This is a genomic window from Streptomyces sp. NBC_00224 (assembly GCF_041435195.1).
Classification (GTDB): Bacteria; Actinomycetota; Actinomycetes; order Streptomycetales; family Streptomycetaceae; genus Streptomyces.
Genome location: NZ_CP108106.1, coordinates 4,998,022 through 5,011,577, shown reverse-complemented (window position 1 = coordinate 5,011,577; position 13,556 = coordinate 4,998,022). Strand labels below are relative to the sequence as shown.

Here is a 13,556-nt window from a genome sequence, read left to right as displayed (position 1 = left end):
AAGCGGCGGCAGCGCCGGGAGCGTTGCGCGCTATGCCGAGGCGGTCTTCAGCTCGCTCAGCTCCGCGTCCGTGAGCTCCAGGTCCGCGACCGCGAGGAGCGCGGGCAGCTGCTCGACCGTACGGGCCGAGGCGATGGGGGCGACCACGGTCGGCTGGGCGGCGAGCCAGGCGAGCGCGACGCTCGCGGGCTCGGCGCCGTGCGCCTGCGCGACACGGTCCAGCGCGGCCAGGACCTTCGCGCCCCGGTCGGTCTCCAGGTGCTTGGCGGCGCTCCCGGCCCGCGCGCTCTCGACGTGCTGGCCCGGGCGGTACTTGCCGGTGAGGAACCCGGAGGCGAGCGAGAAATAGGGGACGGCAGCCAGGCCCGAGCGGGCGGCGGTGTCCTGGAGGCGGCCCTCGTAGGTGCCGCGCGAGACGAGGTTGTAGTGCGGCTGGAGGGCGACGTACTTGGCCAGGCCCTCGCGGTCGGAGAAGTCCAGCGAGTCCCGGAGCCGCTCCGGGGAGATGTTGGAGGCGGCGACGGCGCGCACCTTGCCGTCCCGCACCAGCTGGTCGAGGGCGGTGACGATCTCCTCGACCGGGACGGACTCGTCGTCGAAGTGCGTGTAGTACAGGTCGATGTAGTCGGTGCCGAGCCGGCGCAGCGACGCCTCGGCGGCGGCCTTGATGGTGGGGGCGGCGAGCCCCTTGAACTCGGGGTGCGCGCCCACCTTCGTGGCGACGACGACGTCCGCGCGGTTGCCGCGCGCGCCCAGCCACTTGCCGATGATCTTCTCGGACTCGCCGCCCTCGTTGCCGGGGATCCAGGACGAGTACGTGTCGGCCGTGTCCACGAAGTTGCCGCCCGCCTTGGTGTACGCGTCGAGCACCGCGAACGACGCGGCCTCGTCGGCGGTCCAGCCGAAGACGTTGCCGCCGAGGGCGAGCGGGAAGACGGAGAGGTCGGAGGCACCTAGGGGGCGCAGAGTGGTCATACGAGGTGAACGGGCGGGCGGTGCACGGCTATTCCGCGCCCCCGCCCACAGCCAGCACGCCCTACGGGTTCAGGCCCTTCGACTGCAGCCACGCCATCGGGTCGATGCCCGTGCCGCCCGGGGTGTGCACCTCCAGGTGCAGATGCGGGCCCGTCACATTGCCGGTGGCGCCGACGCGGCCGATGGTCTCGCCGGTCGTCACCTTCTGGCCCGCGCTGACCGCGATCGAGGACTGGTGGCAGTACCAGAGCTCCGAGCCGTCCTCCAGCTCTATGACCGTGCGGTAGCCGTACGAGCCGGACCAGCCAGCCGACTTGACCGTGCCGCCGTGGATCGCCTTGAGCGGGGTGCCGGTGGGGGCGGCGAAGTCGAGGCCGGTGTGGTGACCGGAGGACCACATCGAGCCGGCCTCGCCGAACGTCGAGGTGATCGTGTACGAGGCGACCGGCAGCGAGAAGCTCTTGGCGAGCTCGGCCAGACGCTCCTCCTCCGCCTTCTTCGCGGCGGCCTCCTCGGCGGCCTTCTTCGCGGCCGCCGCCTTCTGCTCCGCGGCGCTCTGCGCGGCCTTCGCCTCGGCCGCCGCCTTCTGGGACGCGGCCTTCTCGGCGACCGCCTTCGCCTCGGCCTCGGCGTCGTTCTGCTGCTGCTCGGCCTGCTGGAGGATGCGGGCGCGCAGGGCCTCGCCGGCGCCGGTGGCGCCCTGTTCGGCCTCGGCCCGGGAGACGCCCGCCATGGTGAGGGGGGCGCTCGCGACGGCCCTGTCGGCCTCGGCGGCCGGGGAGGCGTCGGGCTTCTCGTCGCCCGCGATGTCGGATATCAGCGTGCCCACGCCCGGCAGGGACTTGACGTCGGGGAGGTTGTCCGCGACCGAGTCGGGCAGGGATATGGAGACCGGCGGCTTGCTCTGCGCGCTGGCCATGCCGCCCGCGCCGACGGCCGCGATGACGCCGACGCCGAGGACGGTGGAGCTGCGGGCGAGCCCGCCGCGCTGCTTGGCGACGCGGTGCCGGCCGCGCACGGAGCGCACGGACTCCTCGGTGGGGTCCCACTCCTCCCACACCTCGGTGTCACTGGGCGCGACCCCGTAGAGAGAGACGGGGGGAACCGGCTGGGTGCCGAGGGCAGGCTCGTTGGACGCCACTGGGGCGCTCCTTTCCTTCCTTCTCGCCTACCGGGTTAGCTGACGGGTTCGGAGCAGGAAGGTCTCCTACGGGCACCTCTTCAAAGGTACAAAGGTGCCCGATTCACCCCAAGTTGGTGGTTCCCCGGTTCCCTTTCGGGATTCGGCGCGTGCGCACGGTGCCGCCTCTACGACGGCTGGGACGACCGCGCTGCGTTATCGAACGTTAATAGACAGGGGGACCGGATTCCAAGCAGTTCCCCCTGATCGTTGGGGACAACTGTTGACGGTGTGTCAGTTGTTATGCGCAGGGGCGCTGTTCGGCTACACACCGTCACGGCACCACGGGCATCGTCCGCCGCCGCTCCGGCTGCCGCACCCCCGGCCGCCCCACCGCGAGCAGCGCCATGTCGTCGTTCGCACCCCCGCCCGTATGTCTGCGCACATCGTCGATCAGCGCGTCCAGGACCTGGTCGGGCCCCGGGAAGATCCGGCCGCGCAGCCGCTCGTGCGGGTCGTAGAAGACCCCCGGCGGCTCCACCGAGCGGGCCTCGGAGAGGCCGTCGGTGTAGAAGAGCAGCGTCGCCCCGGCCGGGAAGGGGTACGCGTCCGCCCGGTCCGGCCACACCCCCAGGTCCGCCATCCCCAGCGGCAGCGCGGGGTCGGACGGGGCGAGCGCGTCCAGGGCCCCGTCGGCGTGCAGCAGCAGCGGCTCGGGGTGGCCCCGGTTCACCAGCCGTACGGTCCCGGCGCCGCGCGGGATCTCGGCGAGCACGGCCGTGGTGAACCCCTCGACGGCGTCCAGGCCGTCGCGCCGGGTGCCCTCCCGGGTCAGCGCGCGCTCCAGGCGCCCGGCCACGGCCTCCAGAGTCGTCTCCTGCTCGGCCGCCTCCCGGAACGCCCCGATGACCACGGCCACCGCCTCCACCGCCTCCAGGCCCTTGCCCCGCACGTCCCCGACGACCAGGCGCACCCCGTACGGCGTGTCCTGAACGGCGAAGAGGTCCCCGCCGATGAAGGCACCGGCCTGGGCCGCCTCGTACCGCGCGGCCACCTGGAGACCCCCGATGCGCTCGGCGGGCGTCGGCAGCACGGCGCGCTGGGCGGTCTCCGCGATGACCCGGGCCGAGGCGAGCCGCTCGCCGCTGCGCCGCAGCATGCGGTTGATGAAGAGGGCGAGGGCGCCGACGGTGGTGACGGTGAACAGCTCGCTGACCGCCTCGCCCGTGCTGGGGATGTCGTGCAGATACTCCGTGAGCAGCACCGCCCCGACCGCCGAGGCGCCCGCGACGGCGGTACCGGCCGGCCCGAAGAAGGGGGCCGCGATCAGGGGCGCGGCCGCGAAGAGGGCGGCGGCGGTCAGATCGGGCGGGGTCGCCACGTCGAGGACGACCCCGGCGACCAGGAGCAGCGCGGGCAGGGTGCGCACCAGGCCGAGGCGCCGGGAGCCCTCCCGGCCACCGCCGTCCGATCGCTGCCGCACCTGTGGTCTCCTGCCCGTCCGCAGGGCCGCCGACATCCCGCGCCCCACCCAGGGTGTCCGGCTCCGCCGCACGCGGCGACCTCACGTCCCCCAACCGGGTCAGCGGCCCGTCAGGGGCGCGGGGAACTGCGCGACCAGCCCCCACCGGCCCGCAGCTACCCGACCTCGATTCCAAGCGAAGCGCTCAGTGCCGGTCCGTACCTGTCGCGATCAGCCGCGCCCGGCATCTGCGGGGCCCGGCCCGGCCCCGTACGCAGGTCCCCCGGGCGTGCCGCCGGGTCGCCGGGTCGCCGTGCACGGAGGGGACGCCGCCCTTCGTGTACGAGGGCGCGGTCACCCAGGGCGCGGCGGGCGACAGGGGCAGTGACAGCGGCAGGGACAGACACATCAGCAGCGCGCACAGGCCGACGAACAGCGGCACGGCCGGCACCTTCCGCCGCGTCGCCGCTCGCATCAGTCCCGCCACATGCTCACGCATAGCACCCGTGAGACTACTGGACGTGAACCCCTCGGCCGGTGAGGTGCCGCCAGGCACTTCCTGACCCTCATGCCGGAACTTGACGTCGCACAAAGGCCGGCCGCAGGCTCGTGGCCCATGCACGAACTTTGCTCGACCGCCGCCCTGCCCTGCGACCCGCCGCTGCTGTGGGCCGCCCAGGGCCTGACCGGGGCCTCCCGCGCCCGCGCCTGGGTGAGCGGGGACGGCCGCGCCTTCGCCGTCGCCGTCCCCGATCTGTCCCGCCACGACCGGCTGGCCGTCTCGGGGCCCGTCGGGTCACTGGCCCCGCTGGTCGCCGAGGTGCTCGCCGAGACCGGCCCGAGCTACCGCCCGCTCGGCGACGAGGCGACCGTGCGGGCCCTGGTGGAGGCGCTGCCGGAGCTGCGTCCGGTGGCCACTTTCGGCTGGATGAGCCGTACGCGCCCCCTGTCGTCCGCCGAGGCGGGCGCGGCGGACGAGGGCAAGGCGCGGTGGCTGGCGGACGACGACGCGGAGGAGATCACCGCGCTGCTCGCCGAGGCCTTCCCCGGCTCGTACGCGGTGCCGGGCGCGCCGGGCGTCGGGCGGTGGGCGGGCACCCGGGACGACGCGGGCCGCCTCACCTCGGTCGCCGCGCTCGCCTGGTCGTCCCCCGAGGTCGGACTGCTCGCGGGCGTCGCCGTGCACCCGTCGGCGCGGGGCCGGGGCCTGGCCCGTACGGTCGTCGCCAAGGTGCTCGCCGAGGCGCTGGCCGTGCACGGGACGGCGGCCCTGATGGTGGACGGCGCCAACGACGGGGCGATACGGCTGTACGAGGGCCTGGGATTCGCATACCGGCGCTTCTTGGCGGCGGAGCTGACGCCGGACATATAGCCGGGCGAGCGCACCGGTGGGCGCCGGCCCGGAAATGCCGAAGCCCCAGGGCGGCCGGGGCCCGGGAATGCCAAAGGCCCGGCACATTCTCATGTGCCGGGCCCAAGGACTTCAGTAGCGGGGACAGGATTTGAACCTGCGACCTCTGGGTTATGAGCCCAGCGAGCTACCGAGCTGCTCCACCCCGCGTCGGTAAACACAACTGTACGGCATGCGGGGCGGTGCTCCGTACCGGCTGACGCGGGACCCCATCCGGGACCCTCCGGCTCACGCCGACCAGTGGCCCCGCGAGGCGGCCAGCACGAACCCCGGGCCGAAGCCGATGATCAGGCCCGACTGCCGGTCGCCGGGGGGCTGCTCGAAGGTGCGGGCCAGCACGTCGAGGACGGCGGAGCCGCCCAGGTTCCCGTTGGTGGCCAGGCTCGCCCAGGCGTGCCGCAGATCGCCGTGGTCGCGGTCGCCGTCCAGGCCGAACCCGGCGGCCGCGTCCTCCAGGACCCGGGGCCCGCCCGGGTGGACGACCGCGAACTGGAGGGCCCGGCCGCTGCCGCCGAGCCATTTGCGTACCGCCGGGAGGCTGTCGTTGAGGGCGGCGGTGGCGGCGGCCGTGGAGTCGAAGTGCAGCCCGGCCCCCGAGAGGCGGCCCTGGTAGCGGTCGATGCTGTCGGGCAGGACGTACTCGAAGGTGTCCTCGATGACGTAGCTGGGCCCGCTCCAGGCCGGGCTGTCCGAGACGACGACCGCACCCGAGCCGTCCCCGAAGAGCACCTTGTAGATCATCGACTCCCGGCTGGTGTCGGTGTGGTTGTACGTGGCCGTCGACAGGCACTCGGCGACGACGACCAGGACGTGCGAGCCCGGGTGCGCGGCGATGTCCTGGTGCGCCCGGACCAGGCCCTGCGCGCCGCCCGCACAGCCGACGGTCGCCATGGGGACGCGCCGCACGTCCGGCCGCAGGCCCAACTCCCGGACGAGGGCGACGTCGAGGGACGGCACGGTCCAGGAGGTGGTGTGGCTGGTGACGAGGCAGTCGATGTCGTCGGGGGCGAGGCCGGCGTGGGCCAGGGCCTGTCGCCCGGAGCGGACCGCGAGCCGCAGCGCGTCCTCGTACGCCGCCCTGTTCCGCTCCTCGATGGTGGCATTTCCGGCCACGGTCGGGGCGTTGAGGGGGCGGGTGAAACGGCGGGTGCGGACGGTGGTCGCCCGGGCTATTCGCAGGTGCGCCTCCAGCCGCGGCCGATCGGGGTTGGCACGCCGGATGTCTGCGCAGATCTCATCCGTGGAGATGAGGTGGTCCGGCAGAGCTATGGCGGGGAGGGCTATGTGAGCGGGCACGAGTGGGCTCCCTCGGGTGGCCGACGGGCGAATCCTCAACCTACTTGAGACGGCTGGAATTCGTTCCTCGGAATTCGAACAGAGCTCAGCCGGAAGGAGTCGTTCCGCGCGCTGCCCCACCCCTGGGACACGCCGGTCGTGCGCTCAGCTCGTCAACGGCGCGCTCAGCACCGGGTGCCGGCTCACGAGCGACGCCCCCGGGGTGTAGAGGAGCAGCATCACCCGGGCCCCCGGCGAGGTGACCGGCTCGGCCACGCACGTGGTGACCCAGCCGGGCCCCAACTCGCTGTGCCGGATGGGGCGTTCGGACCCGTCGGGGTACGGGATCGGGGTCGCCCCGGTCTCCCGGTAGAGCGGCCCGGCGACGGGGTCGTCCTGCACCTCGGCCTCAAGGCGTCGCAACTCCACGTGGTTGGGCCGCATTTCCACGCCGTGCCGCAGCTGCGGCAGCACCATGGGGGCCCACCGGTCCGCCCAGTCCGTCAATACGTGCTCGCGCGCCTCGGGGTCGAGGGTCATCCACCGCATGGTGTTGGCCGGAACCTCGCCACGCGGGAAGAGCGCGGCGAACTCCGCGTTGTGGGCGAGCAGGTTCCAGGCGGCGTCGGTGATGTAGGCCATCGCCCCGTCGATCTGCTCCACGACCCGCTGCCAGACACCGGGGACCGACATCCCGGAGTCGCGGTGCAGGGTGTACGGCGGGTACTCGCGCCGGGTGAGCCGCCAGAGGAACGTCCACTCCTGCTCGTTGAGACGCAGGGTGCGCGCCACATTGGTCAGGAATTCGGCAGTGGGGTTCAGCTGCCCGTTCTCAAATCGGTTGTACGTACCCGGTGTGCGCTCAAGAAGGATGTCCATCTGCTCCTGACTGAGCCCGGCGACCCGTCGGCCCGGCCCCGCCTGACGCGGCGGAAATCCGGCGGACTCCGGGTGGATGGCGGCGCGCCGCTCCTGGAGGAGCGTCTTGAGGGACATGCGGTCGCGGGCGGCGAGCGGCAAAACGGGACCTTCGTTCACGGGGGGACGGGGACGAACGGCTGCCGTCGCGGCGGCACGACGGGCGATGACGGTCTGTCGGCGGGCGATCTCCTGTTCAGGAACGCTGCTGCCCGGAGGGGGCCGGGGCTGAATGTTGATGGCTGGATCATTATCTGCAATTCAGCCCCCTGGAAAGGGGGCGGGGTACCCCTCCAGACTGTTCCGCACGAAGCCCTCACGGGTCTCGTACGTATCGGCCCAGGTGAAAGCGGTTGCTTGGTGTCCTTCGCCGGACATCGAATCCCGCCCCCTCACCCGGGACGCGGTGGCTGTCCCTGTGCCGCGGGGACGGCCGGCGTACACGTACCCAGATCAGCGGCCGGTGTCGACAATCGCCAATACGTCGCGTCCTCGACACCGGCCGCCCGCGGCGCGCCGGAGAGCAACATTCCCCCGTCTCCGGCCAGCTCCGGCATGCGGGCCGGAGTTGAACGACCGGCGCCGTGGAGCCCGCCCCTCTCGGGCGGCTCCACGGCGCCGGGCGTCTTTTTTGGCGGACCCCTACGCGTCCCCCCAGGGAACCAGCCCCGCCCGTTCGGCGATGAGGGCAGCCTGGATGCGGCGTTCGACGTTCAGTTTGCGCAGGATCGACTGGATGTGGTCCTTCACCGTGCCGCGGCTCAGGTGCAGGCGCAGGCCGATGTCCGTGTTGGAGAGGCCGCAGGCCACCAGGACCAGGATTTTTCGCTCGCGGGGCGAGAGGCGGGAGACCTCGGGCGTGGAGCGGCGTACGACGTCGCCCAGGAAGCGGGAGACGACCTTCTGGCTGATGCCGGCCGACATCATGGTCCAGCCCTGGGCCAGGCCCCGCACCAGGGGGGCGAGGCGTTCGGGCGGGGTGTCCTTGAGGACGTATCCGGACGCCCCGGCGGCGAGGGCGGTGGCCACGTGCTCCTCTTCGAGGGAGGCGGACAGGACGCAGACGAGTGGCGGCGCGGTCATCGCCGACATGCCGGTGGACAGCGCCTCCGCGTCCGAGGTGCAGCTGTCCAGCAGGACGACCCCGGGCTGCTGCGCCTGGATGGTTTCGACGGCGTGGGCGACCGGCGATGTGGCGGCGACCGTGATGTCGTCGGCCGTGCCGAGGACGTGCTGGAGTCCGGCGCGTATCAACGGCTCGTTGTCGACGATGACTACTCGGATCATGGCGTGCTCGCCTGTTCCCGGCTCGGGTGCGTGCCCCTCCATCGAGCGTAGGCGTCCCCGTCGGCCGACGCAGGCGGGGACGCCTGCTCCCCCGCTCACCCGAATTCCGGACCGTTACTGCTTTCTGTCGGCCTTACCGAGACAGAAGGCCATCGCGCCGGCGCATACCGCGGTGAAGGCGAGTTCACCCCAGTACGCGTCTATCAGGAATGTGTTTACGGTGGCGAGGATCGCCGTCCAGACGAGGACGATTCCTGCTTTGAGTGCCATGAGTGCCATGGGCGAAGCCGCTTTCACGTGAGGGAGCTGAGGCATCCGGTGACACCGCCGGCCACCACATTAGTGGCGATCTTCTTGGCGAGGTCCTTGTTGACCCGTCCGACGATCAGCGCGGCCGCCCCACCGATCCCGGCCTTGACCAGGCAGTTCTTGGCCGTCTCGGACATGGGCTCGGCGGAGAGCAGCCGCTCGCACGCCTTCTGGTCCTTCTTCTTCCCGAGGTAGCACCCCGCGGTGTTGTATTCCTGATTGACATCCACGGCGTGGGCGGCGGGGGCGGCGCCTGCGAAAACGGCCGCCGCGAGCACGACAGTGGTGAGCTTCTTCTTCATGGCCTCGTCGTCTCAAAAACATCCGGTGAAAACAGAACAAGGCGCGGGAGTCTCCCTGTGTGAGCGAATTCCTGCGCCTTGTGAATCCTTGAGGAGTGACGAGTCGGAGACCATCCGCCGGTTTACCGGAAAGACCAGCCAAGTGGCTGGAGACGCCTCACTCGCCGGTCAGGTCCCCGCGCGTCCCGGGGATGCCCTGGTGGCGTACGTACGCGTGCCACGCACGCGTTTCCGCGGCGCCGGGGGCGAGGACGGCCGTGCGCGCGGTGAAGACGGCGATGAGCCGGCCGGTGCGTCCGTGCCAGGCGTCGCGGGGGATGGTGCGGACGGAGGCGATCGCGGCTTCCAGGGCGCCCTGTTCGAGTTGCGCGCGGGCCAGCTGCACCGTGACGCGGTAGCGGTTGCGCGCGAGGTCGGGGCGGCCGCGCAGGACGGCGAGGGCGTGGTGGGCGCGTGCCTCGGCCTGCGTCCACTGTCCGAGGGTGAGCAGGGACATCAGGGAGAAGAGGTCGAGTCCGGCCTGGTCGTAGAAGCTGATCCAGGGGGGCCGGGGCAGCGCGGGGTCGGCGCGGTCGAGGGCGTCCTGGGCGCAGCCGATGCTGCGCAGGGCGGCGGTGCGGTCGTTCAGGTCGGCGTGGTGGACGGCGGTGGAGACGTGTGCGAGGGAGGCGAAGAGCGGGTCGCGGCGGTTGATCGAGAGGGAGCGGTTGACGTCGGCGGCGGCCAGGCCGTCGGTGTGCCGGCCGAGCTGGCGGTACAGCCCTCCGGCCAGTCCCCATACGTGGTACTGCGCGGCCGGGTCGGCGGACAGCCCGGCCAGGGTGACGGCCTGGTGCAGGTACGTTTCCGCGACGGGGAAGCGGTGGCCGTCGGTGGCGGCCCACAGGGCGCTGCCCGCGAAGGCGGCGGCCAGGGCGTAGAGCTTGCTCCGTACGCGGGTGCTCGCGGTGCCGCGCTGCTGGAGTTCGAGGGCCTGGCGGACGAGGTGGGCGGCGCCGTTCTCCACGGCCTGGGTTCCGCCGTGCCGGTGGTCGCCGGCCACGACCTCCGTCAGCTTCGCGGCGAGCCGGGCGACGTCACCGAGGCCCACCCGGGACGGGGGCCCGCGGAAGACGGGAGGTGCGCCGCCGGGCGTCGGGGAGTGCGTACCGATGGGCGTGGGCCCGGTCGCTGCCGGGGTGGGGTCCCGGGGGGTGAACCCCAGGTCCTGGAGCGGAAGGCCGGTCAGCCGCGTCAGGGCTTCGCGCTGGCCGGTCTGCGGCCAGGTCACCTCGCCGCAGAGCCAGCGGCGCACGGTCCGGTCGGTGGCGGTGCCGGGGCGGCCGGTGAGGGCGGTGAGTTGGGCATTGAGCCGGGTGGCGAACTCGGCCGCCGTCAGGGCGTGTTCGGTCATCCAGTCGGCGAGCGCTTGATTGCGCGGGCTGGCCATACGGAAACGGTAGGTAAAGAGTCCGTTTGTAGCGGGCAGACCTGGGCCGGTTCGCCTGATGGGGTGGGCCCGGAGCGCGATGCCGGACGAGTACGCCCGGAGTGCGCTGCCGGGTGGCCCGCGTGGGCCCGGCCGCCGCGAGCACCCAGGGAGGGTGGCCCGAACTCGCCTGCCTCGACCGGCACTCGAATGTCGGCGGGCCCCGGCCCGTCAGGGGTGGCGGCGGCCGCGGTGGTCCGCGGCCTCGGCCAACGCGTCGCGCAGCGCGAACAGCGCGGGCATGTCCGCGTCCGCGTCCGCCGCGAAACGGTTCAGCAGGAAGCCGATCTGCCGTTCTTCCGCCGCGCGTACGGCCCGCACGATGTCCCGGATCAGACGGCGCAGGGCATCGGAGACGGATCGTCCCCCGTCGGCCTGTCCTGCGTCCGTGACCCACTCGGGGTCCTCGACCGAAACCGACGGCTGCTCTGCTGTGCATCGCATGCCCCAAGGAGACCGCCGCCGCCCGCGCGGCAGTAGGGCGAACACCGAGCTTTCCGCGTGCGCGCACCCGGACGACTTGACTGGTCCTTTACTGAACGAGGGCCACATTCCCCGCGCACGCCCAGGGATTTCGCGGCCGATCCATCGCGTGAGCTGCTGCTTTCAAGCCACAGCACCGCCGACGGCGGCTCAGCGGCCGACACGCCGAGGCAAAACGAGCCCGTTGCCGAATGCACGCACATGACTACATATTGCGATCAGCGGGAGCGGATCCAGCCCGTGGGTCCCCCATCCCATCCCCCCCGCCTGACAGGAGTCCGTCCCGTGCGTCTTCGCCACACGATCGGTGCCGCCCTCGGCGCCCTCGCCCTCCTCGCGACCGTCCCGACCCCCGCCCACGCGATCGACGGCTTCTTCCAGTACAAGTACGGCTCCCTCACCAACCCGAGCTCCGGCCAGCTGGAAGACCCGTCCGCGCAGGAGTGCATCAACATCCCCGAGATCGAGGGCAAGCTCCTGGACGCCCGCGCACCCAAGAACCTCACCGCCAACACCGTCAACCTCTTCCCCCTCGGGGACTGCGAAGGCGTACACACGACCCTGGGGCCCGGCCAAGAGGCTGGAAACCTCCGCCTGTTCCGGTCGGTGCTGTTCGATCTGTAACCCGCGCCCGACGGCCCGTCCGCTCACGCCCGGGCCCGGGAACGACGGAGCGCCCCAGCCGGTCAATCCCGGCTGGGGCGCTCTGTCGCAGGTCAGAGGGAACAAACCCTCCCCCGCTGTGCGTAGGCCATGTCGGACTCGAACCGACAACCAACGGATTAAAAGTCCGCTGCTCTGCCAATTGAGCTAATGGCCCCTGGCATACCGCACCCCCGCAGCATAGCCCGACGGGGCCCGGCAGCCGATCGGGTATCGGCTTCCGGGCCCGGTGGGGCCCATTCGGCGGTCAGTGCGGTGCGGATGCGCAGGTCATCGGGGCCGGGTGACCGGGGGCGCGGGCGTCGGGCGGAGGAACCAGTGGCGGGCCGACACCACCCACCACACCGTCGCGAAGCCGAGGACCACCAGGACAGCGACCGGGGCGTAGTTGAAGTTCTCCCAGGTCACCGGGGACAGCTGGGGCAGCATGAACAGGACCGTGATCAGCGCCACCCAGGCCACCGCCGCCACGCCGATCGGGCGGGACCAGCGGCCCAGCTGCCAGGGGCCGGGTTCGAACGCGTCGCCCTTCAGCAGCCGCAGCAGCGTCGGGATGACGTACGCGATGTACAGGCCGATCACCGCGATCGACGTCACCGCCGCGTACGCCGTCACATTGATCAGATACGGGAGGCCGAGCGCCAGGGCCCCCGCCGTCGCCAGCCAGACCGCCGCCACCGGGGTGCGGGTGCGGGGGCTCACCGTGTGCCAGACGCGTGAGAACGGGAGCGCGCCGTCGCGCGAAAAGGCGTAGATCATCCGGGAGTTGGCCGTCACCGACGCCATCCCGCAGAACAGCTGCGCCCCGATCACCACCAGCAGGAGGAGCTTGCCGGTCGTCGCGCCGAGCGCGTCCAGGAGGATCTGGGCCGGTGGCGCGCCGGTCGCCGAGCCGAGCTCGTCGTCGTACGACTGGATGGCGTACGTGAAGCCGAGCAGCAGCACGAAGCCCGCTATCCACGATGTCCAGATCGAGCGCACGATCCCGCGCGGGCCCGCCGTCGAGGCGTCGTGGGTCTCCTCCGTCATGTGCGCGGAGGCGTCGTAGCCGGTGAAGGTGTACTGGGCCATGAGGAGGCCGATGAGGACTACGTAGAAGCCGCTTCCCCAGCCCGTGTTGTTCACGTAGTGGGTGAAGACGAATGTGGTGGAGCGGTGGTGGTCCGGGGTGAAGGCCAGGGCCCCTACGATCACCGCGACGCCGAGTACGTGCCACCACACGCTGACGCTGTTGAGGATCGCCACGATCCGGACGCCGAAGGTGTTCAGGAGGCCGTGGAGGATCAGGATCGCCGCGAAGAGGGCGATCGTGCGGCCCGGTGTGACCTCGAAGTCCCATTGCAGGTTGAGGTACGCGCCCAGGAACGATGCCGCGCCGAAATCGATCCCGGCTGTCACCGCTACCTGGCCGAGCACGTTGAACCAGCCCGTGAACCAGGCCCAGGCCGCCGCGCTCCGCTCCGGCGCCAGCCGGTGCGCCCAGAAGTACAGGCCCGCCGACGTCGGGTACGCCGAGCAGATCTCGGCCATCGACAGGCCGACGAGCAGCGTCATCAGGCCCACCCCGACCCAACCCCAGGTGATCAGGGCCGGGCCGCCGGTGTTCATGCCGAACGCGTACATCGTCAGACAGCCGGAGAGCACCGAGATGATGGTGAACGAGACGGCGTAGTTGGCGAAGCCGGACATCCGGCGGGCCAGCACCTGGGTGTAGCCGAGCTGCGCCAGCCGCTCTTCGTCGGACGTCGCCGCGCCGTTGCCGCTCCCGCGCACCGCGCCGCCGCCCGCCGGACCGAGACCGTCCGGAGCCCCGTGGGCGTCCGGATTCGTACTCGCGTCACTTGTCATGCCCCCAGCGATTCCCTCGCCGGGGGCATGACATG

14 protein-coding genes, 2 tRNA genes and 1 riboswitch are annotated in these 13,556 nt (G+C 71.8%); of the genes, 2 read left to right on the top strand and 14 right to left on the bottom strand.

Features of this window, described 5'->3' with window-relative positions; genetic code table 11:
- Positions 1-30 precede the first annotated feature (30 nt).
- The 4 genes from OG965_RS22410 to OG965_RS22395 form a co-directional block, all read right to left on the bottom strand.
- Complete coding sequence (locus tag OG965_RS22410; protein WP_371653860.1) at positions 31-975, bottom strand: aldo/keto reductase; 945 nt, start codon at positions 973-975, stop codon at positions 31-33.
- 61 nt (positions 976-1,036) lie between these two features.
- Positions 1,037-2,116, bottom strand: coding sequence for a M23 family metallopeptidase (locus OG965_RS22405; RefSeq protein WP_371653859.1), 1,080 nt, complete (start codon positions 2,114-2,116; stop codon positions 1,037-1,039).
- 9 nt (positions 2,117-2,125) lie between these two features.
- Positions 2,126-2,274, bottom strand: a riboswitch (cyclic di-AMP (ydaO/yuaA leader).
- 155 nt (positions 2,275-2,429) lie between these two features.
- Positions 2,430-3,614: a PP2C family protein-serine/threonine phosphatase gene (locus tag OG965_RS22400; RefSeq protein ID WP_371653858.1), complete on the bottom strand. Its 1,185-nt coding sequence runs from the start codon at positions 3,612-3,614 to the stop codon at positions 2,430-2,432.
- A gap of 148 nt (positions 3,615-3,762) precedes the next feature.
- Positions 3,763-4,056: a hypothetical protein gene (locus OG965_RS22395; protein ID WP_371653857.1), complete on the bottom strand. Its 294-nt coding sequence runs from the start codon at positions 4,054-4,056 to the stop codon at positions 3,763-3,765.
- A 117-nt stretch (positions 4,057-4,173) separates the two neighbouring features.
- On the opposite strand from OG965_RS22395, the gene OG965_RS22390 reads away from it, so the two are divergent.
- Positions 4,174-4,929, top strand: coding sequence for a GNAT family N-acetyltransferase (locus tag OG965_RS22390; RefSeq protein WP_371653856.1), 756 nt, complete (start codon positions 4,174-4,176; stop codon positions 4,927-4,929).
- A 115-nt stretch (positions 4,930-5,044) separates the two neighbouring features.
- Here OG965_RS22390 and OG965_RS22385 read toward each other — a convergent pair.
- From OG965_RS22385 to OG965_RS22350, 8 genes are all read right to left on the bottom strand, one after another.
- Positions 5,045-5,118, bottom strand: a tRNA-Met gene (locus OG965_RS22385).
- Between the two features lie 78 nt (positions 5,119-5,196).
- Positions 5,197-6,264, bottom strand: coding sequence for a PhlD (locus OG965_RS22380; RefSeq protein WP_371653855.1), 1,068 nt, complete (start codon positions 6,262-6,264; stop codon positions 5,197-5,199).
- A gap of 144 nt (positions 6,265-6,408) precedes the next feature.
- Positions 6,409-7,281, bottom strand: coding sequence for a helix-turn-helix domain-containing protein (locus tag OG965_RS22375; protein ID WP_371653854.1), 873 nt, complete (start codon positions 7,279-7,281; stop codon positions 6,409-6,411).
- A 522-nt stretch (positions 7,282-7,803) separates the two neighbouring features.
- Positions 7,804-8,448 (bottom strand): LuxR C-terminal-related transcriptional regulator, encoded by a 645-nt coding sequence (locus OG965_RS22370; protein ID WP_371653853.1) that lies wholly within the window; start codon positions 8,446-8,448, stop codon positions 7,804-7,806.
- A 114-nt stretch (positions 8,449-8,562) separates the two neighbouring features.
- A complete protein-coding gene (locus OG965_RS22365) occupies positions 8,563-8,718 on the bottom strand; it encodes a hypothetical protein (RefSeq protein ID WP_371653852.1) in 156 nt (51 codons plus the stop codon).
- Positions 8,719-8,741: 23 nt separating this feature from the next.
- Positions 8,742-9,059, bottom strand: a complete 318-nt coding sequence (locus tag OG965_RS22360) for a hypothetical protein (protein WP_371653851.1) — start codon at positions 9,057-9,059, stop codon at positions 8,742-8,744.
- A 157-nt stretch (positions 9,060-9,216) separates the two neighbouring features.
- A complete protein-coding gene (locus tag OG965_RS22355; protein WP_371653850.1) occupies positions 9,217-10,488 on the bottom strand; it encodes a Tat pathway signal protein in 1,272 nt (423 codons plus the stop codon).
- A 210-nt stretch (positions 10,489-10,698) separates the two neighbouring features.
- Positions 10,699-10,971 (bottom strand): hypothetical protein, encoded by a 273-nt coding sequence (locus OG965_RS22350; protein WP_371653849.1) that lies wholly within the window; start codon positions 10,969-10,971, stop codon positions 10,699-10,701.
- Positions 10,972-11,295: 324 nt separating this feature from the next.
- Between OG965_RS22350 and OG965_RS22345 the strand changes: the two genes are divergently transcribed.
- A complete protein-coding gene (locus OG965_RS22345; RefSeq protein WP_371653848.1) occupies positions 11,296-11,634 on the top strand; it encodes a hypothetical protein in 339 nt (112 codons plus the stop codon).
- 123 nt (positions 11,635-11,757) lie between these two features.
- Here OG965_RS22345 and OG965_RS22340 read toward each other — a convergent pair.
- Together OG965_RS22340 and OG965_RS22335 are read right to left on the bottom strand one after the other, a co-directional pair.
- Positions 11,758-11,830 (bottom strand) — tRNA-Lys (locus OG965_RS22340).
- A gap of 113 nt (positions 11,831-11,943) precedes the next feature.
- Positions 11,944-13,521, bottom strand: a complete 1,578-nt coding sequence (locus OG965_RS22335) for an amino acid permease (RefSeq protein ID WP_371653847.1) — start codon at positions 13,519-13,521, stop codon at positions 11,944-11,946.
- Positions 13,522-13,556: the final 35 nt, after the last annotated feature.

Bases quoted from the DNA above. Each gene is read 5' to 3' on its own strand.
- OG965_RS22410 (WP_371653860.1), bottom strand. From the start codon at position 975: ATGACCACTCTGCGCCCCCTAGGTGCCTCCGACCTCTCCGTCTTCCCG.
- OG965_RS22400 (WP_371653858.1), bottom strand. From the start codon at position 3,614: ATGTCGGCGGCCCTGCGGACGGGCAGGAGACCACAGGTGCGGCAGCGA.
- OG965_RS22395 (WP_371653857.1), bottom strand. From the start codon at position 4,056: ATGCGTGAGCATGTGGCGGGACTGATGCGAGCGGCGACGCGGCGGAAG.
- OG965_RS22390 (WP_371653856.1), top strand. From the start codon at position 4,174: ATGCACGAACTTTGCTCGACCGCCGCCCTGCCCTGCGACCCGCCGCTG.
- OG965_RS22370 (WP_371653853.1), bottom strand. From the start codon at position 8,448: ATGATCCGAGTAGTCATCGTCGACAACGAGCCGTTGATACGCGCCGGA.
- OG965_RS22365 (WP_371653852.1), bottom strand. From the start codon at position 8,718: ATGGCACTCAAAGCAGGAATCGTCCTCGTCTGGACGGCGATCCTCGCC.
- OG965_RS22360 (WP_371653851.1), bottom strand. From the start codon at position 9,059: ATGAAGAAGAAGCTCACCACTGTCGTGCTCGCGGCGGCCGTTTTCGCA.
- OG965_RS22355 (WP_371653850.1), bottom strand. From the start codon at position 10,488: ATGGCCAGCCCGCGCAATCAAGCGCTCGCCGACTGGATGACCGAACAC.
- OG965_RS22350 (WP_371653849.1), bottom strand. From the start codon at position 10,971: ATGCGATGCACAGCAGAGCAGCCGTCGGTTTCGGTCGAGGACCCCGAG.
- OG965_RS22335 (WP_371653847.1), bottom strand. From the start codon at position 13,521: ATGACAAGTGACGCGAGTACGAATCCGGACGCCCACGGGGCTCCGGAC.